This window comes from Legionella fallonii LLAP-10, from assembly GCF_000953135.1.
Lineage (GTDB): Bacteria > Pseudomonadota > Gammaproteobacteria > Legionellales > Legionellaceae > Legionella > Legionella fallonii.
In genome coordinates, this window is sequence record NZ_LN614827.1 from 2,782,124 (window position 1) to 2,807,453 (window position 25,330).

Sequence of the window (25,330 nt, forward strand, 5' to 3'; positions counted from 1 at the left end):
CTATACAAAGCATTGTAATAAGGCTTCGATTGGACTTTTTAATGAATTAAGCTAGATTTAGTTTATACAGTTAAATTTGTTTATACATGCTAGAAATGCGACGTTATGTCATCCAAAACTAAGACAATTAAAAATGAAATCACCACGGACTGGTATACTAGTCCCGATATTTATGAGCAGGAACAACAGCTGCTTTTCGCAAATAAACTAATTTATATTGGCCATGAATTAATGGTTCCTGACATTAATGATTACCGCGTATTGTCTAATAATACAGAAATTCTGGTACACAATAAAAACGGTATAGAACTTATTTCTAATATTTGCCGGCACCACCAAGCGCTGATGTTAGAGGGATGCGGGAATAGCAATAAAATAGTATGCCCTATTCACATGTGGTGTTATAACAACGAGGGCACCTTATTAAAAACACCTCATTTTAGCCACGAGCACAGCCGTCATCTACCGGTAAAAAAATTAAAAACCTGGAGTGGGCTACTCTTTTCTGGTGATTTAGATCCATCTCCAATTTGCTTTGATAATCAATTAATTATAATGGATGATCTGGATTTTACTGATTATGCCTACTCTAATAGCGTATCATTCAGACACGATTTTAATTGGAAAGTATTTATTGATAATTATCTCGATGATTATCATGTTAGACCCTTTCACCCAGGCTTAAGAAACCTGGTTGATTGCAATCAAATCTTATGGCAATTCGGTAAAAACTACTCTAGTCAAAAAGTTGGAATTCAAAAAAATTTATTTAAAAAAGGTCCTGACGCTTATAAAAACTGGCATCATGCCCTTTTAGAATACCGTAATAATGCCCCGCCAGAATATGGAGCCGTTTGGTTTTTACTCTATCCTAACATTATGATTGAACATTACCCTGAGATGCTTACTATCAGCGTGGTCATTCCTGATGGGCCTGAACGATGCATCAATACAGTAGACTTTTTTTATCCTAAAAAAGTAATAGACACTTATCAAGAGATTATTCATTTATCGCAGATTGCTTATCATGAAACAGCAAAAGAAGATGAAACCATATGCGATCGCATTTTTAGAGGAAAAAAATCATTAGCGGAACAAGGTATAGATGATACAGGTCCCTATCAACTGCCCAGTGAGGCAGGAATACCGCCCTTTCACGATTACTTATTGAATATCTTAGGTAAACATTTAAAGTAATGAGGAACACCATTAGCTATTCTTCGCAGGACACACATAGTCACAAAATAGTCTAATATAACAATAAACCAAGTCTATTTATTGACGATGAAAGCTATGGATCATATACATTTAAATGGGGGAGAGCATGCTGTCATGCTGCTTTATGGATTAAGCGGCAGCCCATTAGAAATTATTTACCTGGCAACGAAGCTGAATGAAGAGGGCTATTCTGTTGAAATTCCCCACATTCCAGGTTACGAACATTCAGTTCAAGGTGAAATAATTAAACCTCATGAGTTTTGGGTAAATAGCGCTATAGATTACTTTCATCAAATGAAGAGAAAATATAAATCAGTATCCATAGGAGGTTTATCTGCTGGAGCAGTTCTTTGTCTTCGATTAGCTGAGCTAGTAGGTAATGAGGTGTCCGCTTTAATTCTATTGTCAACAACCTTATATACCGATGGATGGAGCATTCCTTGGTATCAAGTATTTCTCCCTTTACTTTATTTTAGTCCATTCCGCTATAAGCTATCTTTTAAAGAAAGTGAACCATTTGGCATTAAAAATCTTGAGCGTCGTGCAATAGCATCCAAAGGCATGACCGAGAACGCTGTCTCCATTACAGGAGGCTCAGCAATATCTCTATTTAAACTCTATCAAGCACGTCAACTCAATCATCTTGTGATCAAAAATTTATCGTTAATTACCTGCCCAACACTAGTCATTCATGCAGTAGAGGATGATACAGCCAGTTTAAAAAATATGGAGCTCGTTTTGGCAAACATCTCATCACCTTTTGTGAAACAATTAACTTTACAAGACAGTTATCATATTATTACGGTGGATAATGAAAAAGAAAAAGTCGTGCAATCATGTATTGATTTCCTCCAACAAGCTTTATTAGACGGCTAAGGGCTTGCTAGTCATTTTAGGCTTGGAAATCACTGATAAAGTACTTTTATCCTTGACGCATATCGAAAAAATACCAACCAAAGTGAAACAGCATATGCGCGAAAATTGCAGCAATCACTCCATATTGCCAGAATAAAAAGCCAAACACCAAAGACTGCCATAGGCAAAGTAATAAAATAGAATAAATTAATCGTCTACTTGAGCGACATCCAGCGGCCAGATAGACCGGAATCTGCCCCACGCCAAACATCAACCCACTTAAAACAATGGAAGTCCATATAATGGCATTACTATTTTGGCCAGCAAAAAGGATGGCAAAAAATACAATTAAGTTCATTAACCCCCATCGAGCAATGACTTCCTCGACAACACCACCATAGAGAACACAACCGTCAAGACGCAAAGCCTGACGCAAATTGGCCATTACTTTAAAACTATGCTCATCAAGAATCTTACCCACCACAGCATAATAAAGAATGAAAAAAATAAGTAATCCAAAAAGAGCACAAAAAAGAGTAGGTAATAAAATAATCTTAAACGCATCAAAACCGGCTTTACCTTGCAAAAGCGCTTCGAGTAAAGGAGCATGTAATCCAGTTCGAAACGATAAAACAGCTCCGGCAAAACTCATGACAAATACCATAAAGAGCGTTTGTATTATCGCAAAGCGACTCATTCTCTTTTTCAGTTCATCGGTATTATTGGGTAGTAGAAAATAAATTAGCCGTGTTATTGTAATGCAAACACCAGGAACAGAGAGACAAAACAATACAATAATTAAAGGCCAATCGATTATCATTTCTCATCCTTTAGTAACACACTATAGAAAAAGCCATCCATTCCCTGCTCTCCGGGTAAAATTTGTTGTCCATGTCCTGTTGCTCTTCCCCATGCACCATTAATTTTAACTATAGTGCAATCAGAATGTGTTGCTACAAATTTGGCAATTTGTTTCTCATTTTCTTCAGAAATAACGGAACAAGTGGCATAAACCATTAAACCACCTGGAGCCAATAATGGCCATAAAGAACGCAACATAGCATACTGCACCTGAGTAACAGCTATAATTTCTTCTTCTGTACGCAGCAGCTTAATATCTGCATGCCTCCTTATCACTCCCGTGGCTGAACAGGGGGCATCTAATAAAATACGGTCAAAACGCTGCCCATCCCACCATTGTTGCGGAGACAAGGCATTCCCTTCTAATAAAGTCGCTTGTAAACGTAGTCGCGTTAGATTTTCACCAACTCGTTTCAGTCGCTTAGGCTCAACATCTATAGCAACACATTCTTTAAGGTTAGGTTCACGCTCCAACATATGGCACGTTTTACCGCCAGGGGCACAACAAGCATCTAATACGCGCAACCCCGGCTCTAAGGACAATAAAGATGCGGCCAACTGTGCTGCTCCATCCTGCACCGAAATCCAACCCTCTGCAAAACCAGGAAGACTGTGCACATCACAGGGAACTTTTAGAGTAACTCCCTCTGGTGCAGCACAATGAGTCACTGCTTCCATCCCAGCCTCTTGCAGTATTTTTAAATACTCATCTACCGATTTTTTTCTTAAATTCACGCGTAAGGTCATGGGAGGATGAGCATCATTAGATGCAGCAATACTTTGCCAATCATTAGGCCAGTCAGCCTGTAAATGTTTCAATAAATAATTAGGTTGACCATAAAGAAAAGCTGCATCATTAGCTAAGGTAGCAATAATCTCATTCTGCTGACGACAAAAATTTCTTAAAACCGCGTTGATAAGGCCTTTAGCCCATATTTTTTTTATTTTTTCCAATAAAGCGACTGTTTCTTTAACCACCGCATAATCAGGGATGTGCATATAGTGTAATTGATAAAACCCCATTAACAAGATAATCCATATTTCTATCTCTTTGGGCTTTTTTTTCACCAAATGACCGGCCATAGCTTCTAACCTAAAATAATGCCGACAAAATCCGAAGCACAATTCTTTGGTCATAGGAGACAGTTCAGCAGAGGCGGGCATCAGTTGAGATAAAGAGGCTTTATCCACTAATAATGAAGTCAGTATTTTTAGGGCCTGAAGCCGTTCATTAGGCTTCTTTTGAACAATAGAATCCCCAGGCGTCCCGGTTTTCTTTTTTTTCATTGCAATACCAGGCCTGTATGCAAAGTGGTTTTACCAGAGTTTAACCAGTCAGCCACAGTAACAGCCTTAGCTCCGGGAAATTGAATCTTAGTCACCAGTAGTCCTTGATCACCTGTACTGACAAGCATTCCTTTTTTATCCAATTGGACAATGGTTCCTGGGGGTTGGGAACACGTTACATTAACTACTTGAGCTTGATGAATACGCAAAACGTCTTGTTCCAAATTAGTATAAGCGATAGGCCAGGGGTTAAAAGCACGAATTTTCCTATCAATCGCGATGGCAGAATCTCCCCAGTGAATTAATGCATCTTCCTTATTAATTTTACCGGCATAGGTTACCAATTCATTATTTTGTTTCTCTGGTTGCACTGTATTTCCCGCTAATGCATCCAAAGTAGCTAATAAAGGTTGAGCAGAAATTTGTGCTAAGCGATCATGCAGGCTTCCTGCTGTATCAAGAGAAGTTATAGGACATTCTACTGTACACAACATATCACCCGTATCCATTCCTACATCCATTTGCATGAGAGTTACACCGGAATAACTATCCCCATGCAAAACCGCATGTTGAATAGGAGATGCACCACGCCATCTAGGCAATACTGATGCATGGACATTAACACAGCCTAATCGAGGTATATCCAATACTGCTTTGGGTAATATGAGCCCATAGGCAATAACCACTATCACATCAGGTTTTAAGGCGGCCAGCTCAGCAATGGATTCAGGGGTCTTAAAATTAACCGGTTGGTAGACGGGAAGATTATGCGCTAAAGCCCATTCTTTTACAGCAGAAGCCTGCAATTTACGTCCACGCCCCGCGGGACGATCCGGCTGGGTATAAATCGCTGTAAGATGATGTTCTGATTGATTTAGCGCGTTAAGACAAGGCAATCCAAATTCAGGGGTGCCTGCAAAAACAATATTCAAACCACTCATGATTTTCGAGCTTGTTGACGTCGCTTGAATTTGTCCAGTTTTTTTCGAGCTAACATCCTTTTCAATGGCGATAATAAATCAACAAACAATTTACCATTGAGGTGATCGATTTCATGCTGCAAGCATTCTCCCAGCAGACCATCAGCGCTAATTTCAAAGGGCTTACCGGTGCGATCTAATGCTTTAACAGTCACTTTTTCTGCTCTTATTACTGTATCGTAGGCACTCGGAACGGATAAACATCCCTCTTCATATTCTTTTTCACCTTCAGAGGCAATGATTTCGGGATTAATAATAACCAATTGATTACTTTTATCACCAATAACATCGATGACTGACAAGCGTAGGTTAATACCTATCTGTGGTGCCGCAAGACCAACCCCTCTTGCGTGATACATAGTATCAAACATATCGTCAATCAAAGTTTGTAAATTATCATCAAAAGTTTCGACCGGCGTAGAAACTTTTCTTAGTCTCTCATCGGGTAAATAAAGAATCTTGCGAATAGCCATTGCTTATCTGGTTCTCTTTATGGGAATCGTGATATTATCTCCTATCTACAGTATTGCCGCAAGAGATCACGATTTACAAAGGAATGTGCATGAGATTTTTTCTTCTCTTATTCTGCTTCTTCATATCGACAACCAATTATGCGCTAAGCCTCCGATCCGATTCCCCCTCTCGTTACGTAATCCAAAAAGGAGATACGCTATGGAGCATTGCTAGTCGCTATTTGAAAAATCCCTGGGAATGGAAAGAACTATGGCATGCAAATCCCAATATAAAAAACCCTAACCGTTTGTACGAGGGTGCGGTCATTGTTTTAGATTATTATAAAAACACACCTTATCTAAGAGTGCTATCCAATGGAACCATTAAACTTTCGCCCACTGTTCGTCCTACACCATTTGGAGAAGTAGTACCACCAATCCCCTTAGGCGATATAAGACCCTTTCTCGATGAATCTTTAATCTTGGACGAAGATGTTTTAAATCATGCTCCCTACGTAGTTGCTTATGTAGGGGAATATATGATTGGCGGACAAGGCGATGAAATTTACGTCAAAGGACTACATCCATCCCGGGAATTGTCCGTGGGAGGAACTATTGCCTATTCAATATTCAGATCAGGAAGGGATTACACTGATCCGATAACAAGTGAACTACTAGGATATAAGGCTTCTCTAGTCGGTTACGGTGAATTAGTCGCCGGCGGAGATCCTGCAACCGTCTTATTGACTAGTATAAATGCCGGCATAAAAAAAGAAGATAAGGTGCTAATTAACGATAGTCCTGAGTTTGATTTCTCTTTTGAACCAGCAGCGCCCTCTGTTTCGGTATCTGGTTGCATTATTGAACTTCCAGATGGAATGCCGGGAGGTAATAGTCAATCGGCCATTGGTGGTGTCGCAATAATTAACATTGGCGCGAATGCTGGTCTCAAGGCGGGAGATGTACTTGGAATATATAAAAAGCCACGAACAGTTAAAGATCCTAAAAACTATCTCGTTCCTATTCTCTTGCCTCCTGAACGCATTGGTGAAGCGATGGTGTTTCGTGCATTTACCAAAACCAGCTTTGTTTTAATTGTTCGCTCCACACGCCCTGTTTACTTATTAGATTTAGTGACTAACCCATGAATCAATTACCCTACTACCTCGCCTTAAATAGAATGAATAAAATTGGCCCAAGAACCATAGCCAAATTAGAAAAACGTTGGCCTAATTTGCAGGAGATGTTTCAACTCTCCGCCCAAGAATTAGAAAGTGCGGGTTTGCCCCCTTTATTAGCTCATACCATTACAACATTTGATCTAAAGGAAATTGAGACGGATTTAAATTGGATGGAACAGAGCAAAGACCATCACTTGTTAACATGGAGTTGCGCTAATTATCCCCAGCTATTAAAAGAAATTGCCGATCCACCTGTAGTCTTGTATGCCAAAGGACAACTGTCTTGCCTTCAACGCCCCACCCTGGCAATTGTTGGCAGCCGTAATCCATCCATCACAGGCAGTGATAATGCCAAACAGTTTGCCAAAGAACTGTCAACTCACCCACTCACGATTGTCAGTGGTTTAGCTTTAGGAATAGACGCTCAGGCTCATATAGGATGTTTGGAAGTGGGAGGACAGACGATAGCCGTTTTAGGAACAGGTATTGATTGCATTTATCCTCAACGCCATAGGCAATTAGCAGAGCAAATTACCCAAAATGGCCTATTACTTTCAGAATTTCCATTAAAAAGTCCGCCAATCGCTGGACATTTTCCACGCAGAAATCGTATAATAAGTGGTTTGTCATTATGCATTTTGGTTATAGAGGCAGCAATAAAAAGTGGCTCTTTAATCACAGCAAGAATGGCTTTAGAGCAAAATCGAGATGTATTGGCTATACCAGGCTCCATTCATAATCCATTGGCTCGAGGCTGCCATTACTTGTTACAACAAGGTGCTAAATTAGTAACTTCAGTAAATGATGTTCTCGATGAGTTAAAAATTGAACATCATACTATGTTTACCGACGAGAAACCGATTTTTTCCCTTGCCAGCGGGAATAAAAACCTAGTAAAGTTCATTGGATTTGAAACGACAACAGTCGATCAAATTATTAAGCGCAGTGGATACAGTGTAGAAGAGGTCACTGGCCAACTTGCAGAATTGGAATTATTAGGAACTATTGTATCAGTCCCTGGCGGCTATATGAGGTGTTAATATGAAAGATAACTTATTTGAAATGTTATTAAACTTATTTGAAAAAAGTCTGACTCAACTTCAAAAAAGCCATGAATCCATTGATAAAAATTCTTCAGAGTCTGAGGATGCAGAAGATCTATCCAATAGTGACGCACAAAACCTCTATGTTAAATCTGCCCAACATGCATCAACTCGAGTATTAACCTACGAAGAGCAAATGAAATTGACCAAAGCCAGTTACCAATTTCTCATGCGTATGCAATTATGGAATATAATAGATAGAGACGTCTTCGAAACAATTATTAATCAATTGCAATTTTCAGAGTCGCGTATTGTTACTTTGGAAGAAACTAAATGGACAATTAGAAGTACTTTAGCTGCTGAGTTAGATGAAAAGCAATTGACCTTTCTTGATCTAGTGCTTTATCGCATAGAAGATGATCTGACAACACATTAATAACTGTAAGCTTCTTCTTTTATATAGAGTTTCGACAGTATTGATATAACCATTAAGAGGATAAGGTTTATTTCATATGAGTAAACACTTGGTGATCGTTGAATCACCCGCAAAAGCAAAAACAATTCAAAAATATCTAGGTAACGATTATGACGTGTTAGCCTCCTATGGTCATGTCCGTGATTTACCGCCGCGCAAAGGCTCAGTCAATCCAGAACAACATTTCCATATGACGTATGCGCCTATTGAAAAAAATGCAAGGCACATCGAGACTATCGCAAAAGCACTAAAAAAATCAGACTCGCTATTACTGGCAACAGACCCTGATAGAGAGGGTGAAGCCATTTCCTGGCATATTTTTGAATTGATGAAAGAACGGAACCTCATTAAAGATAAAGAAGTTCATCGAATTTTCTTTAACGAAATTACTAAAACCTCCATTCAGGAGGCCATCAATAACCCACGTACCATCTCTATGGACTTAGTTAATGCGCAGCAAGCAAGACGAGCTTTGGATTATCTAGTAGGTTTTAATCTTTCCCCTTTATTATGGAAAAAAATCCGACGTGGACTTTCTGCAGGACGAGTACAAAGTCCCGCGTTAAGACTCATTGTTGAAAGAGAAGAAGAAATCGAGCGTTTTGTGTCTCAAGAATATTGGAAAATACTCGCTCAATGTAATCATGCCAATGCCCCCTTTGAAGCACGATTGACTCATTATAAAGATGAAAAATTACAACAATTTACGGTCACACATCAGGAACAAGCACATCAAATTAGAGACCAACTGCTGCAACAAGCTCAAGGTTTATTGCACGTTACTCAAATTGATAAAAAGCAACGTAAACGCAAGCCCTCTCCTCCTTTTATCACTTCGACCTTACAACAAGAAGCAGCTAGAAAATTAGGATTTACTGCTCGAAAATCGATGATGGTAGCGCAACAACTTTATGAAGGTATTGATATAGGAACAGGCACCGTAGGTCTCATCAGCTATATGCGTACTGACTCAGTTCATTTAGCTAACGAAGCAGTCGAAGAAATACGTGAATACATTACCTCTCGCTACGGAAAGGATAACTGCCCACAAAGCTCTAGGGTTTACAAAACAAAATCAAAAAATGCGCAAGAAGCGCACGAGGCAATAAGACCAACGTCGATCAAACGCACTCCTGAAATGGTAAAAGAAGCATTAACCAGTGATCAATTTAAGCTGTATGATTTGATTTGGAAACGTACTCTAGCATGTCAAATGGCAGATGCCATCTTAGATACTGTTGCCGTAGATTTTAGTTGTGGCGAAGGTAATCTTTTTAGAGCTAATGGTTCCACAGTCACCTTTCCTGGATTTCTTACTGTCTATGAAGAAGGCCGAGATGACTCTAAAAATGAGGATGGTGATGCAGGTATTTTGCCACCTTTTTCTGTTGGTGAAAAAGTCAAAGTGTTGGATATATTAGCTAATCAACACTTCACAGAACCGCCACCGAGATATTCTGAAGCGACCTTGGTTAAAGCCTTAGAGGAATATGACATAGGCCGCCCCTCTACTTACGCCTCAATTATTCATACATTACAACAACGTGAGTATGTTGTAGTGGATAAGAAAAGATTTTTACCTACAGATGTAGGTCGTATAGTCAATCGCTTTTTGACCAGCTATTTTACCCGTTATGTTGACTACAAATTTACCGCGGGGCTTGAAGATACACTTGATGCTATTGCCCGTGGCGAGAAAGAATGGATTCCTGTTTTAGAAGACTTTTGGCAACCTTTTGTGCAACAAATTCAAGATACGGATGAACAAGTACAACGCAAAGATGTGACTACTGAGATATTAGAAGAAAAATGTCCTAAATGCCAAAAACCACTATCTATCCGTTTAGGTAAACGAGGTCGCTTTATAGGATGTACCGGCTATCCAGAATGCGATTATACTCAAGATATGAGCGGCATAGACAATGAGAAACCAGAGCCTGAAGTGGTTGAAGGAAGAGATTGCCCTCTATGCCATAGCCAATTACAAATCAAAACAGGCCGTTATGGTCGTTTTATAGGTTGTAGTAATTATCCCCAATGCAAACATATGGAACCCTTGGAAAAACCTGCGGATACGGGTATAACTTGTCCTAAGTGCAACCATGCAAAAATTCTGCAACGAAAATCAAGGAAAGGAAAAATATTCTACTCCTGTGGTGATTATCCAAAATGTGACTATGCCTTGTGGAATGAGCCCATTGCAGGCCCCTGCCCCAAATGTAGCTGGCCTATATTAACGGTCAAAGAAAGTAAAAAAATGGGACGGCAAATTCTTTGCCCACAAGAAGGGTGTGGCTATTCTGCCTCAGAGGAAGAGAAAGAGTAAAAGATCACAGCTAATGGCTTATCTGCAGCATCACCGGAAAGCCATATTTAGCCCATCTTGAACGCCTGTCTTATCTATGAGGAGGTGGCTTTAGAGCCATCTCGAGACGTAGGTCGGGCAACAAACTGCCCAATGGCACTACCTTAATAAAAGGAAGAAAAAATCGTAGCCCGTATTAGTACAGCATAATATGGGAATACCCTAGCTCAGTGCACTGAAATCCCGGATTACGCTGCGCTCATCCAGGCTACAAAAACTTAAGGTAGCGCCATTGGGCAACAAACTGCCCGACAAAATAGACTTCCTTCCAAAATCCATTATTATTTTTTACGTTTAAAATCAATAAGTTCATTATAAAAAATAGAGCAGCCGATACTTCTTTGCTGTAACGTCGCCATTTTATATTTGTCGAGTAACATGCTGAGCTTTTACAACTCAACGGACACTTACTGCGATTACTGATTGCTCCTGGATAAAGACACTCAGACATGCCATTATTATCAGTAATAGCCCAAACAAAATAAAGATAATGATGCAGCAAAGAAAGCCGACAAATGGAAACAGTATGCTTACCTTGCAGACGATTAAAGCGATTACTTTCGATGTGCAGGGAACCTGTGTTGATTTTGTTCAACCTCTCCTGCGCACAGGGGAAGAAATCAATCATGCAAAGGGACTGGAAATCGATTGGGCTACGTTGTCTTTTGAATGGCGCAGATTGTACCGCAACATGCTTGATGAAGTGATTTCTGGCCAACGCTTATGGATAAGGGTTGATCACATCTACCGTCAAACATTGGATACCTTGCTGGAAAACAAAAAGCTGTCAGCGTATTTCTCAATCGCTGAACGTGATGAGCTCAATACAATTTGGAGTCGTCTGGAGCCCTGGCCAGACAGTATAGAAGGACTTAGCAGACTGCGCCAAAAATTCGTTACCTCGACACTTTCCAATGCGGGTATGGCGACAATGGTTTCTATCGTCAAGCATGCCCGCCTGCCGTTCGATGCATTGCTAACGTCTGAACTAGCACATAACTACAAACCCTCTCCTACTGTGTATCAGCTTGCGGTGGATTATCTTGGTTATAGACCAGATGAAATATTGATGGTAGCTTGTCACAAATATGATCTAAATGCTGCACAAGCCTTTGGAATGCGTACTGCATTTGTAGCACGCCCGCTAGAATTTGGTCTAGACATTAAACCAGACCTTGCTCCTGAACCTTGGTTTGATTTATGTGTCGATAGCTTTGTTGCACTGGCAGAAGTTTTAGGAATATAGGTTCTTAAGAGCTATAAAAAACGCTAACTTTCCGATTGGTCTTGTTGTTTCCACTGATGGACATAAGGTTCATCTTTTTTGTGAACATGGTGAATGGTATCTCACTAATCATAATGCTGATTAAAATTAAGCACGCATAGACTGAGTCATTTTGCCCCAACTAAAACGTCCATTCTCTTCTCTAACTAGTGTAAGAAATACAAAAGTCCAAATACAACACCTTATTACATAACCCTCTTTGAGTGAGGGTCTACTGTCTGTTTTTGCAACGAAGCTGTAAATTATTTGTTATTTTTTCTCATCAGGGTCTTTTCTGGAACTTCGTCTTGTGTTGATTCAATTGAGTACTCCGAAAGCTTGAATATGCCAAAACCACCATAAATATCACCTCTTTGAAAATTAAGAGGTACTTGACCTGTCTTTTCTGGGCTGCAGGTCGTAACTGAGTCTGTATCTGAGGCTGATGCGGTAGTAAACTGCTCAGGAAGTGAGCCTGTAGCAGAGGTTGATGTAGTAGTAAACTGATCGGTAACTGAGTCTGTATCTGATACTGATGTAGATGCTTGTGTCTCCAACGCATTTGATTGTTTCATAAGCGTATCTGCTTGTACGAGTATATCAATACTTTCCGCAAAGTTCATTTCAGCGCTTAAGTCCATTTCTATGTTTAAGTTCATAAACAAACTGTACAACTTGATAGTTGCAGTCATCATTCGAGCATGTAGCTTGATATCATGCGTAAAATTATTATTTTGGGTTTTGAAATATTCAATGACTCCTCTTAACCCACATATATTTTTAGGTGATTTTTTTAAGTTCTTAATAAGCGCTTGAACCATTGGATGAGTAGCATCTATAAGTTGTTCAGCATCTTCAATCAGACGAAAGAGACATGGAATCCCATCAGAATTTTTTCGTAACAAAGACATTTTATAAGTTAATAAAACATCAAAACACCGTACTACATTTGAAGACTTCAAATCGCATTGAAATAAAAACTCCATTATTGAACTATAGTCTTTTTTATTTATTTTGGGCTTAAACCGATCTAAATCATAATTTCCATTTTCCAATAAAAAATCGATTAAGACGGGATTTAACTGCCTTAATGCTTGATTAAAAATAGCATCGTCAAGTGCAACTGAAAAAAGAGAGCTTAGCGCCAGTGCTTCATCCCATTTATTTTTAGACAATAAATAATGAATATGTTTCCTTGCTATTGTTGTAATGCGTTGTTGCATTTTATTCAAAGCCTGAATTGAATCATTAGGTAGAGAAGGAGGCGTTGTCAATTGTAATCCCTCTATTTGCTTATAAATATTTCTAATAAGAACCCCTTTTTCTGACTCATTGCCTATTGTTTCAATCGTAAGTAAAGCATCAGCTGATCTCTTCATTTCTTGCATGAACTCTTGATGAAGTTGCGTCAATTTATCTTTTGTATTCTTTGAGGCAGCTTTCTGTTTCTTTAAAGAAGTAGAGGTCTTCTTTTCATTTGAGTCACCCATTATTATTGCAGGAACTGAAGATACTGAAGATGATGGCTCGTTTTTTGATTTTTTAGTTTTTTTATACGCGACAGTAATTTCAGAGCTGACTTTTTGATGCATCTGCTGCAGAAACTCAATTTCTTTTTGTTTGTCTTCTTTTGAATTGATCGCATCCAACTGAATTCCTAATTCAATTTGTTGACTCAATGTATTTAAGTACAGTTTTTTATTTTTGGTCAGATCTGTTGATAATTGAGTTGTTTTTTTCTCTAAAGGCTCAATTTTATTTTTAAGAAGAGTACATTGCTGATTTTGTTCTTTTCTCAACTGAGTAATAACGGAATCACTCATTTTGTGACTCAGAGCAAACCAATCCACATCAAGTTCATCTGTTTTAATCGACTCATACTGCTGATTACCTGTATCTAAATCAAGATGAGGTGGGGTAACCATCTCATTGAATTGATCGAAATAAACGTGAAGCCGATAGGTTTTTTTTTGTTTATCCTTAAATATTGCGGTGTAATGATACTCACTTTTTTTATCAACGGTACTGACTGGCTCTTTATAAATACTGATATGATGCTCAATCAAAGTTAACCCATCAGGAAATGCATTGCTTTTCTTTGAAAGCTGAAGCAAATAATAGGGCGTACCATTTAAGTGAGTTTGTTGAAATAAGGTTGCTTTATCAACACTTTGATTATCATTTTTAAAAACAACCGTATGAACAAAATTATATAGTTTATTGGAGGACATATTATTTCTCAGTAAAAAATTATTAACGAGTTATTACAGTCCCTTGTAATTCGGTAGCTATTAAATCAAATTAATATCTACCGTTTCAATCGTACTTGAATTAGATTCTGGCTCCTCAGTAGCATTTCCGTTTCCAAACAAGGGGTTCCGACGATAATCATCAAATAAGTAACTATGGACTTGTTTTTCTCGATGTTTGCTGGTTTTCATCAGTTTAAGATACTGACGAGAGAGCAGCCGCATCACATTGGTCTTTATCAATGGAAGCAGAAAGAATAGTAAATTTTTTAGCAGGCATTTTTAATGCCAGTTAAATTAGAATTGGCTCATGGTATCAAATTTACATTAAACGAATATTAAGAGACCAGGATTCCTTGCAAATAATATCATAAATGCAAAAACCTGAATTTCAGACACAATTCACCAATAGCATTGCGTCGGCGAGAGCGATAAAAACAAGGCAGTTGTATGCTCTCACATACCTACTCTTGTTTTAATTTTATCTCTATGCCTAACCATCTTATAGGCATACATTATAGAGTTGATTTCATCATCTCTTCTCCTTCAATGAGAAGCTGCTTTTAATTTTTGTGATGAAATAGGGAATAGAGCACCACCCAATAAGACCTTCTATAACAAGAATCAATCCCAATGTAATATAAAAAAACTGGCCTAACCCAACTAAGGCAGCAAGACATAACCCTACACCAATTATTATGCGGTTAACTCTATCTGTTTTATCTATATTACATGTAAAAGACATTTTAACTTACTCCGCGTTTGGCATTATATTAATGATCAAATAGACTCTCAGTTTTAGACCGCATTTCTTCTTGATTTGGTTTAGCATAACGAAAAATTTCTTCAATGGATACGATGCCACTAAGTTCTTGGGCAATGTCTTATGTAAGATAAATAAGATACGTTATCTAACGTCGGCCGGTCGTTCTATTACTCCCTTCCAGCCCTTACCAGTCTAAAAATCGCTACCAGACTATGTTTTTAGCTCGGAGCAAGCGTTATACCCTAAAAAAATATCCTATAATACTAAATATGTGACTTAAATTTGACGCCACCAAGCTCATTTATACTATTATTGACTATCAGGCTCAAATATTATCAGGCTTATTCTATGGCTAGTACTGAAAATAGCGTTGGTAACATAAGTGATTCACTTTCCTCCGCCAAAACATCAGATATTAATTCTAGTGGTAGTTCAGGGTCAGGGTCAGGCTCAGGGTCAGGGTCAGGGTCAAGCTCAGGTTCAGGATCAAGTACAGGTTCAGGTTCAAGCTCAGGTTCAGGCTCAGGTTCAAGCTCAGGCTCAGGCTCAGGCTCAGGCTCAGGCTCAGGTTCAGGTTCAGGTTCAGGTTCAGGTTCAGGTTCAGGTTCAGGTTCAGGTTCAGGCTCAGGTTCAGGTTCAGGCTCAGGTTCAGGTTCAGGTTCAGGTTCTCAAGAGTCTGCTCAATCTGAACAACCAGGTCCCAAATTAAACGCCCAATCAGAACCTAAGGCAGGGACTCAATCTGACGGAGTAATGGGATCGGTAAAAAATGCAGTCAACAAGATAGCTAGTAATATTGGTGATCAACTGCAAAAAAACTTTGGCCAGACCAGTGAAACAAAAAAAGACGAGCCAATGGATGAGGATGATAAAAAGAAAAATCCTATGCAACAGATGATGGATGGTCTTGAAAACGCGATAAGGAGCATTAACGAAGCAGTGACTGATGCAGTGGAGAATGCTGTCCGAACAGGATTTAATTCCACAGTAGATAAAATTAAAGGTGAAGGTAATTCCGCTCCTGAAAGTGACAAACCAACACAACGAAGTAGTAGCACAACACAACAAACCAGCAGTCCAGCACCACAAACTGGCAACACAACACAACAGGCAGGCACTCCTGCACCACAAACTGACAACCCAACACAACAAACAGGAAACCCAGCACCACAAACAAACAGTCCAGCACAACAAACTGGTAGTCCGGCTCCACAAACTGACAACCCAACACAACAAACTGGTAGCCCAGCACCACAAACAGGCAGTCCAACACAACAAACAGGTGCCCCTACTCCACAAACTGACAGCTCAACACAGCAAACAGGTGCTCCGAATCCACAAACTGACAGCCCAACACAACAAGCAGGTGCTCCGAATCCACAAACTGACAGCCCAACACAACAAGCAGGTGCTCCGAATCCACAAACTGACAGCCCAACACAACAAACAGATAGCCCGGCTCCACAAACTGACAGCCCAACACAACAAACAGATAGCCCGGCTCCACAAACTGACAGCCCAACACAACAAACAGATAGCCCGGCTCCACAAACTGACAGCCCAACACAACAAACAGATAGCCCGGCTCCACAAACTGACAGCCCAACACAACAAACAGATAGCCCGGCTCCACAAACTGACAGCCCAACACAACAAACAGATAGCCCGGCTCCACAAACTGACAGCCCAACAATACAAGATGATGCCTCATCACTACAAGATGAAAGTTCATTAATTGAAACGAGTAGCTCAACAATACAAAATGACGACGCATCGTCACTACAGGATGAAACTTCATTAATTGAAACGAGCAGCTCAGCAATACAAAATGACGACGCATCGTCACTACAGGATGAAAGTTCATTAATTGAAACGAGCAGCTCAGCAATACAAAATGACGACGCATCGTCACTACAGGATGAAAGTTCATTAATTGAAACGAGCAGCTCAGCAATACAAAATGACGACGCATCGTCACTACAAGATGAAAGCTCATTAATTGAAACGAGCAGCTCAGCAATACAAAATGACGACGCATCGTCACTACAGGATGAAAGTTCATTAATTGAAACGAGCAGCTCAGCAATACAAAATGACGACGCATCATCACTACAGGATGAAAGCTCATTAATTGAAACGAGCAGCTCAGCAATACAAAATGACGATGCATCGTCACTACAAGATGAAAGCTCATTAATTGAAACGAGCAGCTCAGCAATACAAAATGACGATGCATCGTCACTACAGGATGAAAGTTCATTAATTGAAACTAACAGCTCTATTGTTCAAAATTCACCTACTGAGCTAAGTCAATTGAGTGATCCAATTACAGATCCCCAAGACCCACTGCAATCGATGGATAGCGAACAATTTGATACAGGTCAGGGATATCAACAAACCAACTCGACACCTGAGCTTGACGATTCTCTAGACAGTACGATGAGCTATAGTAATGTTCCTACCCCAGCATAGTCTCCCTGCCATTAAGTTAAGATATTTCGAATCCCCGTGCTCTCATCTTCGATTATCCTCCATGTTGACTACTCAATGAGGTTCATTCATTAGCTGCTCTATATAGCGCCTACAAGTTAGCGGCTTATCTAAGTAATTAATTAAATGACGTGTTCCACCGGTACCTGTAATGATTAAAGTTCCATAACGAAAAATACCACCCAAAATAGATTGCCGTATATCTATAGTTTCAATTTTACTTAATGGTATATCGACTGTTTTTCTAACAAGAAGTCCCGTACGCAAGATCACCTGCTTTTTTTTTATTGTAATGGAAGAAAAATGGTAAGTGACCCAAGTCATTCCTATCCAAAGTAAAGCAAACACAGCTACAAAAATACTAAGTTCTTCTAGCTGTACAATAGACATATAGACCGTAACAGCAAGAAATAACATCACTATAGGCCAAAAAAAGACGATCCAATTAAGTTTAGTAAAATAAATGACACTATTATCAACCTTTTTGTCCATTTTATTTTCAGTCATTACACACCTTCGAATACTCTAAAGAAATTATGATATTGTACTTAGTAATAATTTGCTATCCTATATGGAAAACAGTCTTTTTTTTGTGGGTAGCTCTGCACCTAATAGATTGAAAGTAATCATTCACGTAATGGCGACAACTTGAGATAAAATTGTAGCCTGGATGGAGCAAAGCGTAATCAGGGATCAAGGCTCGAATCAGATCTAGATCGCGGCTTACGGCTATGCCTTCACCCAGGCGACATCCTCCAAGTTGACGCCCTTGCTCTGTCTTTGCGAGCTTGGCCAAGCAATCTAGAGCGATGCTTCGTTGAAACGATGACTGTTTTTTATTGGTTCTCGAAGGATGGCACTCCTCGTGAACAATTATGATTGAAGTTAGGCTCAAGAAGCCGTCAGTTTTTTTGAATAAAATGGCCACATATGGCTATTTCCCTAGTGGTGTTGAGCTCTTAAAATGAACAAAGGTAAAAATAATGCGTTCCATTAGTCGTTGCTTCAATGCTCAACTTGCAGAACTATGCCAACGTTCGATGCAATTAGAAGAGCTCTCTAATAAAGTTAGCCAGCTATTACCCCCTAATTTAGCAACACAATGCCAAGTAGGGAGTTTCAATAAAGGATGTTTAACTTTAACGACTACTAATGCTGCCTGGGCTTCTCAATTACGTTACGCGGTTCCCGAACTCCGAGATAAGCTACGAAAAGAAGCAGGGATGTACCAACTGACATCAATAAAAATTAATATCATCGCTCCCCCAGAGCCCTATGAAAAGCAAAAACAGCAACACCCCCATGAGTTATCCACCAAGGCCAAAGCCACTATTATCAGTGAAGGCCAACACTGTACGTATCAACCGCTACAAAAAGCGTTGTTGCATCTAGCTCGAGAAGATGAACTGTAAATATTCATACCCAACCGACCTTATCTTCACTGGATAATGGCACCAACTTAACAGGAAATTGTAGCCTGAATGAAGGCGCACCCCTTAAGCGAACGCTTCTGCAAACCGTCGCTCTACCCAGCTACTATCTAAATAGTTAAAACAATCCTGCAAAAAATCAGTCAGCTCCTCTTCTTCCAAGACATGCTCAAAACCTATGCGCTCAACCTCATGGTGCATATATTCACCAAAATAGGTCATAGAAAAACTCAAATAATCCTGAGTATGCAAAATAAAGGTGTGCCACAGCTCATCTAGTCTGAGCAAAGGACCAAAAAGATAAGTCTTTTTACCTAAACCAGTTCTTTGTTTACTCAGCCATAACCATGCCAGAAGGTCTGTAAATAGCTCTTGTCCTTCTTGAATAGAAACCTCTGGATGGTGATGACAAAAATGAGATACTACCCTCTCGTTTTTATAACGAAGCAGGGTAGCAAGTTCAACACTCACCTGCCACAGCACGATTGTTTAGTACTGGGCTTTTGGGCTACGTAACGAATTACTCGGCAAATCATTTCATCTTTAGTCATTATTGGTTCACCAATTAGTTTATTATGAATGATCAGTCTAACAATTGTTTATAAAGGACGCAATTGGATTACTTTGTTTTCGTCTACTAACATCATATGCCCTACAGGAATATCTTGCCATCCCTCAGCTAAATCATTAAATCGTTCAGAGGAAACCACTATGTAACTAGGTGGCTCTTCTTTTTTAGGCCATTCATCCTCATTGGAAAAAACATATCCTTCTAAATAATGGAAGCTAAGATTTTTTTTCTTCCTATCGGTGCAATAACGAGTAGCGACTATTCTACGACCATCAGTCATACAAAGATTGTAATAAGAAGGTCCTTTTTTACCAAACTCAGTAATGATTTCATCTACCTTATGTAAGGTTTGCTCTAACACATCACCAACAACAGACAGCTGTGTCAAATCATGTCCTTTAGCCAGTTGTAGAAATAAAGCAAACAAATGTTCTGAATCGGTCTCACCTTGTATCCAATCATAAATATCATCGTCCAATAAATGGCGTAGATGCCTTTTTACCAAAGAAAAATGATTAATATCCCCGTTATGCATGAACATCCAATCCCCATAAATGAAAGGATGACAGTTGTAATTTGTTACGCCACCAGCACTGGCTGAGCGTACATGAGCAAAAAAGCATGGGGACTGAGTTTTCGCAGTTAGGTGCAATAAATTTCTGTCATTCCATGCCGGTGCAATTGAGGTAAATAAAGCAGGAGAGGAGCTAATTTGCGGAATGTACCAACCTAATCCAAAACCATCACCATTCACACGCAAATCAGTTTCTCGCGCATGCAGACTTTGCATGACTATAGAGTTTTTAGGAGTGACTAAAATATCCTCTAATAAAGCTGGACGTCCTAAGTAAGCTACTATGCGACACATAATCTTAACTCCCTTAGTGTTTACCAGATAACACACCTATTCTCATTTATCATAGGACTATGATCAGCAATGTTAAATGCCTGTTGAAACTGCGGCATATTAGCCAAACTTCCGTTCACTCTATATTGAGCCGGTGGATGAGGATCAGTCGTTACCTGATTGCGGATTTGTTGCGGTCTAATATTCATTGCCCAGACATGAGCTGTTCCTAGAAAGAATTGCTGATCAGGTGTAAGCCCATTAATAGTCTTAGCGCTTTTATACTCCTTGGACCTATGAAAAGCTTTATAGGCCAATGTAATCCCTCCCAAGTCAGCAGTAGCTTCACCTACTACTAATTTTCCTTGGACATGCATATCTCCATCGACAACATATTTGGAAAACTGATCAACAATACATTGGGTCGCTTTATTAAATTTTGCTAAATCACTAGGTGTCCACCAATCTTTTAAATTACCATGGCCATCAAATTTAGCACCTTGGTCATCAAAACCATGGGTCATTTCATGCCCCATAACAAAACCAATAGATCCGTAATTTATAGCTGCAGGTGCATTAGGATCAAAAAATGGTGGAAATAATATTCCTGCAGGAATATTCAAATTATTCATTGAAGGATCATAATAGGCATTAATCGTCTGTGGTGTCATTCCCCATTCGCTACGATCTATGGGCTTACCTATTTTATTCAGATCTCGATTTATTAAAAATTGATTCGCTCTCATCACATTTAATACGTAGGGACCTCTATCAATTTTTAAGCTGGAATAATCCCACCACTTCGAAGGATAACCTACTCTCTCTTCCATTAAATCTAATTTTTTTAAGGCAGCCTGACGAGTTGCTGGCGTCATCCAACTTAAAGTATTGATATCATCTCGTAGTTCAGCTCGAATGTTTTTCAACATTTCTAAGACAGTTTGTTTTGACTCAGGAGAAAAATATTTATCTACATACATTTTCCCAATGGCAAAACCTAGGGCTGCACTTTCCACATGTACTACTCGTTTCCAGCGCGGCAATATTTTTTCTGCACCACTTAAAACAGTTACCATCTTAAAATTCTGATCGACAAAGGGTTGAGATAGGTAGGGAGCGTAACTATCTAATAAATGCCAACGTAAATAAATTTTCCAATCCTCAATAGAAATCGTTTTTAACAACTCATTTACCGCCTTGAAAAACTCTGGCATCGCTAGATTAATTTGTTCATTATTCTCTTGCTTAAGGGCTTTAAAATAGTGTAACCAGGAGAAATTAGGAGTCGCTTTCTCCAGCGCCGCGATAGTCGTCATATGGTACACTGCCTGCGGGTCACGCTGATCTACCTGTGACATGGATGCAATAGCTAATTTAGTTTCTATATCCATTATTGTTTTAGCTTCATTTGCTGCTTTCTCTGGCTTATCGCCTAACAACTCCAGCATTTTAGCTACATGATTGACATAAGCTTCACGAATTTTTTTGAATTTGGCATCATCTTTTAAATAATAATCTCTATCGGGTAGAGTTAAACCGGATTGAGTCAAAGCACCAATCATCAAATTACTGTCTTTATAATCTTGCATGCTGCCAAAACCAAACAAGGCATCTACACCAATTTGATGTAAATGAATTAGCTCTTGTTGTAAATCAGTTAAAGAATGAATCTCTTCTATAGCTGCAAATTCAGGATTTAACGGGCTAACACCTAATTTATTAATATTGGCTTCATCCATGCCACTATAATAAAAATCCCCTACTTTTTGCTCTATACTCCCAGTCTTAACATGAGTGTTTTTAGACGCTTTTATAAGCATCTGATGGATTCGGTCAATCACCTTCTCATTCAAAATATTAAACGTGCCCCAGGAAGCATATTCTGGAGGGATAGGATTATTTTTTTGCCAATTCCCATTAGCATAGCGATAAAAGTCTTGGGCAGGTGATACACTGGTATCAAGCCAATCCATATGTAATGCATCACTGGATTGAGTATTTTTAACATCTGAACTTGCAAACCCCAGTGAAGAACAAAGCAAGCTAAGAGTAAATAAACTTTTAGTAAACTTCATCGTGCTACTCTCCTTTTAGCGAGATATCAAATAGCCATAGGTTATATCTTTCATCCAGAGCACAGCGAAGGAACTCATACAAAGCATATTGAGGAGATCCTTAGTCGCAAGCTACTCTGGATGACAACGGTGTTCTTTATTTAATAGCAGCAAGAGATAAGATTAACCTCTTTTACTTCTTAACCTGACGCTATAGTACAGGCCAAGGACCTAACCTGCTTTACAAAAGCTTAGGTTAATGCAGTTAACTGAACCATTAATGGGCCAATTCAAGGAAGTGTAGTCGGATTAAGCGATGTCGTAATCAGGGATTGAAGCTACATTTCTCTATTACGCTGCGCTAATACGGGCTACGTTAAAAGCTTAAGTTGACACCATTATCTGAACTATTACGTTTACAGCAATAAAATAAGGAGTATTATTCAAATTAAGTAGGCATTTAAGATCTATCATGCCTCAACAGGATAAAATTCAGGTTGTCTTACTGGAAGATAATTCTCTGCATCGAAATAGGTGTATTCCCAAGCATCTTGTCTTACCATTAATTCCCGTAATAACCTATTATTTAGTTCGTGACCTGATTTATAACCTTCGAATGCTCCAATGAGGCTAGAGCCTAATAGATAGAGATCTCCGATTGCATCCAAAACCTTGTGTGTCACAAATTCTGACTCAAAACGCAAACCATCTTCATTAAGCACTCGATAATCATCAACCACTATAGCATTATCTAGACTGCCGCCTTTAGCTAAATCAAACTCTCTTAATTTCTCATAATCAGAAAGAAAACCAAAAGTCCTAGCACGACACACCTCTTTCACATAAGAAGTTCCAGAAAAATCAAAACTCACTGTCTGTGGTTTGTCATTAAATACTGGATGATCAAAATCTATAGTAAAAGAAATTTTATATCCATTATGCGGTTTAAATTGTACGTATTTGCCATTGTCTTCAACACGAATGGGCTTCAAAATTCTAATGTATTTTTTAGCTGCGGGTTGCTCTTTAATACCGGCTGATTGAATAAGAAATACGAAGGGAGCAGCGCTACCATCCATAATAGGTAGTTCTGGCGCATTAACATCAATATAGGCGTTATCTATACCTAAGCCTGCTAAAGCAGATAAAAGATGTTCCACTGTGGCTATTTTAACGGTTCCATGGTGCAAAGTAGTACATAACATGGTATCACCAACATACTCATAGGATGCTGGAATTTCGACTACGGGTGATAGATCTACTCGTCTAAAAACGATACCTGTGTTTACAGGAGCGGGTCTTAATGTTAAAAGCACTTTCTCACCGGAATGCAATCCAACACCAGTAGCTTGGATCACCTTTTTAGGAGTTCTTTGTCTTATCATTCAGTGCTCACCCTTTTGTATTTATTTTGCGCGCAAAAACCGTATAATCTTAACAACAATTTATTGATTAGTCTAATTTTTTTATTGTGTTCCATTATTTTAATAATTTATTAGGATCGGTTAACGATTGATATCTTATTACCATTTTATTCTTGATCTGAACACCGAGCCTCTCTCTTGTTGGGCCAAGAGCCTTACTACAATGGTACAAATCTTTGATATTCCCCAGAAAAAGTATTAGTGCCACGTCTAAATTTTTAGCTAGGCGGCACTAATATCAACTCGTTTATTGAGTTTCTTCTTGACGGCGTAAGAAAGCAGGAATATCCAGGTAATCCACATCAGGAACACCCTCATTACCTTGCCTTGTGGTATTTACTGTCGCAGTAGAGGTTGATTGCACTTGTTTACGAATTACCGCTGGTTTATCTAATTGGTGATAATCCAAAGAACCATCACTTCTCATTGACTCAACCAAACGAGCTCTTTGATGTTGTTGCTGTGGCTGCTGTTGCTGATGACGCTGTCTAGTATCACCCAACCCAGTCACAATTACGGTGACACGCATTTCTTCGCTCATTTCTGGATCAATTACCGTACCAACAACTACAGTCGCATCATCAGAAATAAACTCTTTAACTACATCGCCCACTTCTTCAAACTCACCTATGGACATATCAAGGCCCGCCGTAATATTTACTAATATTCCTCGAGCTCCTGAAAAATTGACATCTTCTAGTAAAGGAGAAGCGATGGCGGCTTCAGCTGCTTGACGCGCTCTTTGTTCGCCAACAGCGCTACCAGTTCCCATCATAGCCATACCCATTTCAGACATCACAGTCCGTACGTCAGCAAAGTCTACGTTAATTAAGCCAGGGCGTGTAATTAAGTCAGATATACCTTTTACAGCACCAAGCAATACATTATTTGCCGCTTTAAATGCATTAAGTAAGCTAATATTTTTTCCCAAAACACTTAATAGCTTATTATTAGGGATAGTAATCAATGAGTCGACGTGTTCTGCTAGACGGCGAATACCTTCATCAGCTGCCATAGCTCGTTGCTTACCTTCAAAGGAAAACGGTTTGGTTACTATAGCAACAGTTAATATACCTAACTCTTTTGCTATTTCTGCAAAAACAGGGGCAGCGCCAGTGCCTGTACCACCGCCCATTCCAGCAGTAATAAAGACCATGTCTGCACCACTTAAGATTTCTTTGATATGCTCTCTGTCTTCTTCAGCAGCTTCACGACCAATTTGAGGGTTCGCACCAGCGCCTAAGCCTTTCGTTAGCTCATCACCCAATTGAATATGTATTTTAGCGTTAGAGGCTCGTAATGCTTGCGCATCAGTATTGGCACAAATAAATTCAACGCCATCAATATTTTCAGCAACCATATGTTCAACAGCATTTCCTCCACCGCCGCCAACACCAACTACTTTGATCACGGCGTTATTACCTTGCTGGCTGCTTTCCATTAATTCAAACATACCCCTGTCTCCCCTAGTGTACTGCTTTTTCTTTGCTTAATTCGTTTTTGTTGCATTATCATGCA

21 protein-coding genes are annotated in these 25,330 nt (G+C 39.3%); 9 read left to right on the forward strand and 12 right to left on the reverse strand.

The features are described 5' to 3' along the window. Window positions 1–105: 105 nt before the first annotated feature. Both LFA_RS11455 and LFA_RS11460 read left to right on the forward strand, forming a co-directional pair. The gene (locus tag LFA_RS11455; RefSeq protein ID WP_045096309.1) at window positions 106–1,197 is read left to right on the forward strand and encodes an aromatic ring-hydroxylating oxygenase subunit alpha; all 1,092 of its coding nucleotides are present in this window, start codon (window positions 106–108) and stop codon (window positions 1,195–1,197) included. A gap of 96 nt (window positions 1,198–1,293) precedes the next feature. After that, window positions 1,294–2,094: an alpha/beta hydrolase gene (locus LFA_RS11460; RefSeq protein ID WP_045096310.1), complete on the forward strand. Its 801-nt coding sequence runs from the start codon at window positions 1,294–1,296 to the stop codon at window positions 2,092–2,094. 46 nt (window positions 2,095–2,140) lie between these two features. Here LFA_RS11460 and LFA_RS11465 read toward each other — a convergent pair whose 3' ends face one another. From LFA_RS11465 to def, 4 genes are read right to left on the reverse strand one after another with little or no spacing between them, the layout of a single operon-like run. Then, window positions 2,141–2,893 carry a CPBP family glutamic-type intramembrane protease gene (locus tag LFA_RS11465; protein ID WP_045096311.1) on the reverse strand — a complete coding sequence of 251 codons (753 nt, stop codon included), beginning with the start codon at window positions 2,891–2,893 and terminating at the stop codon, window positions 2,141–2,143. Then, complete coding sequence (gene rsmB, locus LFA_RS11470) at window positions 2,890–4,221, reverse strand: 16S rRNA (cytosine(967)-C(5))-methyltransferase RsmB (RefSeq protein WP_045096312.1); 1,332 nt, start codon at window positions 4,219–4,221, stop codon at window positions 2,890–2,892. The genes LFA_RS11465 and rsmB overlap by 4 nt, the downstream gene beginning before the upstream one ends. Next, a complete protein-coding gene (fmt, locus tag LFA_RS11475; protein WP_045096313.1) occupies window positions 4,218–5,162 on the reverse strand; it encodes a methionyl-tRNA formyltransferase in 945 nt (314 codons plus the stop codon). The genes rsmB and fmt overlap by 4 nt, the downstream gene beginning before the upstream one ends. After that, on the reverse strand, window positions 5,159–5,674 hold the full coding sequence (gene def, locus LFA_RS11480; RefSeq protein ID WP_045096314.1) for a peptide deformylase: 516 nt from the start codon (window positions 5,672–5,674) through the stop codon (window positions 5,159–5,161). The genes fmt and def overlap by 4 nt, the downstream gene beginning before the upstream one ends. An 89-nt stretch (window positions 5,675–5,763) precedes the next feature. On the opposite strand from def, the gene LFA_RS11485 reads away from it, so the two are divergent. From LFA_RS11485 to LFA_RS11505, 5 genes are all read left to right on the forward strand, one after another. Next, on the forward strand, window positions 5,764–6,801 hold the full coding sequence (locus LFA_RS11485) for a LysM peptidoglycan-binding domain-containing protein (protein ID WP_045096315.1): 1,038 nt from the start codon (window positions 5,764–5,766) through the stop codon (window positions 6,799–6,801). Beyond that, complete coding sequence (dprA, locus tag LFA_RS11490) at window positions 6,798–7,874, forward strand: DNA-processing protein DprA (protein WP_045096316.1); 1,077 nt, start codon at window positions 6,798–6,800, stop codon at window positions 7,872–7,874. The genes LFA_RS11485 and dprA overlap by 4 nt, the downstream gene beginning before the upstream one ends. A 1-nt stretch (window position 7,875) precedes the next feature. After that, window positions 7,876–8,313, forward strand: a complete 438-nt coding sequence (locus LFA_RS11495; RefSeq protein WP_045096317.1) for a DUF494 family protein — start codon at window positions 7,876–7,878, stop codon at window positions 8,311–8,313. Window positions 8,314–8,389: 76 nt separating this feature from the next. Beyond that, a complete protein-coding gene (topA, locus tag LFA_RS11500) occupies window positions 8,390–10,678 on the forward strand; it encodes a type I DNA topoisomerase (RefSeq protein ID WP_045096318.1) in 2,289 nt (762 codons plus the stop codon). Window positions 10,679–11,243: 565 nt separating this feature from the next. Next, window positions 11,244–11,963, forward strand: a complete 720-nt coding sequence (locus LFA_RS11505) for a haloacid dehalogenase type II (protein WP_045096319.1) — start codon at window positions 11,244–11,246, stop codon at window positions 11,961–11,963. 281 nt (window positions 11,964–12,244) lie between these two features. Here the strand turns inward: LFA_RS11505 and LFA_RS11510 are convergent, their stop codons facing one another. Both LFA_RS11510 and LFA_RS11520 read right to left on the reverse strand, forming a co-directional pair. Next, window positions 12,245–14,212, reverse strand: coding sequence for a hypothetical protein (locus LFA_RS11510; RefSeq protein WP_045096320.1), 1,968 nt, complete (start codon window positions 14,210–14,212; stop codon window positions 12,245–12,247). Window positions 14,213–14,762: 550 nt separating this feature from the next. Next, window positions 14,763–14,975 (reverse strand): YgaP family membrane protein, encoded by a 213-nt coding sequence (locus LFA_RS11520; RefSeq protein WP_045096322.1) that lies wholly within the window; start codon window positions 14,973–14,975, stop codon window positions 14,763–14,765. A gap of 369 nt (window positions 14,976–15,344) precedes the next feature. Between LFA_RS11520 and LFA_RS20065 the strand changes: the two genes are divergently transcribed. Then, entirely contained in the window at window positions 15,345–17,468 is a 2,124-nt protein-coding gene (locus LFA_RS20065; RefSeq protein ID WP_052673952.1) for a hypothetical protein, read from the forward strand. Between the two features lie 72 nt (window positions 17,469–17,540). Here LFA_RS20065 and LFA_RS11530 read toward each other — a convergent pair whose 3' ends face one another. Then, entirely contained in the window at window positions 17,541–17,993 is a 453-nt protein-coding gene (locus LFA_RS11530) for a PH domain-containing protein (RefSeq protein ID WP_084602171.1), read from the reverse strand. Between the two features lie 476 nt (window positions 17,994–18,469). Between LFA_RS11530 and LFA_RS11535 the strand changes: the two genes are divergently transcribed. Further along, the gene (locus LFA_RS11535; RefSeq protein WP_045096323.1) at window positions 18,470–18,898 is read left to right on the forward strand and encodes a DUF721 domain-containing protein; all 429 of its coding nucleotides are present in this window, start codon (window positions 18,470–18,472) and stop codon (window positions 18,896–18,898) included. 84 nt (window positions 18,899–18,982) lie between these two features. Here LFA_RS11535 and LFA_RS11540 read toward each other — a convergent pair whose 3' ends face one another. The 5 genes from LFA_RS11540 to ftsZ form a co-directional block, all read right to left on the reverse strand. Beyond that, window positions 18,983–19,387 carry a glycine-rich domain-containing protein gene (locus LFA_RS11540; RefSeq protein ID WP_045096324.1) on the reverse strand — a complete coding sequence of 135 codons (405 nt, stop codon included), beginning with the start codon at window positions 19,385–19,387 and terminating at the stop codon, window positions 18,983–18,985. 128 nt (window positions 19,388–19,515) lie between these two features. Beyond that, window positions 19,516–20,355 carry a class II glutamine amidotransferase gene (locus tag LFA_RS11545; protein WP_045096325.1) on the reverse strand — a complete coding sequence of 280 codons (840 nt, stop codon included), beginning with the start codon at window positions 20,353–20,355 and terminating at the stop codon, window positions 19,516–19,518. A gap of 20 nt (window positions 20,356–20,375) precedes the next feature. Beyond that, window positions 20,376–22,409, reverse strand: coding sequence for a M13 family metallopeptidase (locus tag LFA_RS11550; protein WP_045096326.1), 2,034 nt, complete (start codon window positions 22,407–22,409; stop codon window positions 20,376–20,378). A gap of 449 nt (window positions 22,410–22,858) precedes the next feature. Then, complete coding sequence (gene lpxC / locus LFA_RS11555) at window positions 22,859–23,773, reverse strand: UDP-3-O-acyl-N-acetylglucosamine deacetylase (RefSeq protein WP_045096327.1); 915 nt, start codon at window positions 23,771–23,773, stop codon at window positions 22,859–22,861. Window positions 23,774–24,059: 286 nt separating this feature from the next. Continuing rightward, window positions 24,060–25,265 (reverse strand): cell division protein FtsZ, encoded by a 1,206-nt coding sequence (gene ftsZ, locus LFA_RS11560; protein WP_045096328.1) that lies wholly within the window; start codon window positions 25,263–25,265, stop codon window positions 24,060–24,062. Window positions 25,266–25,330 lie beyond the last annotated feature (65 nt).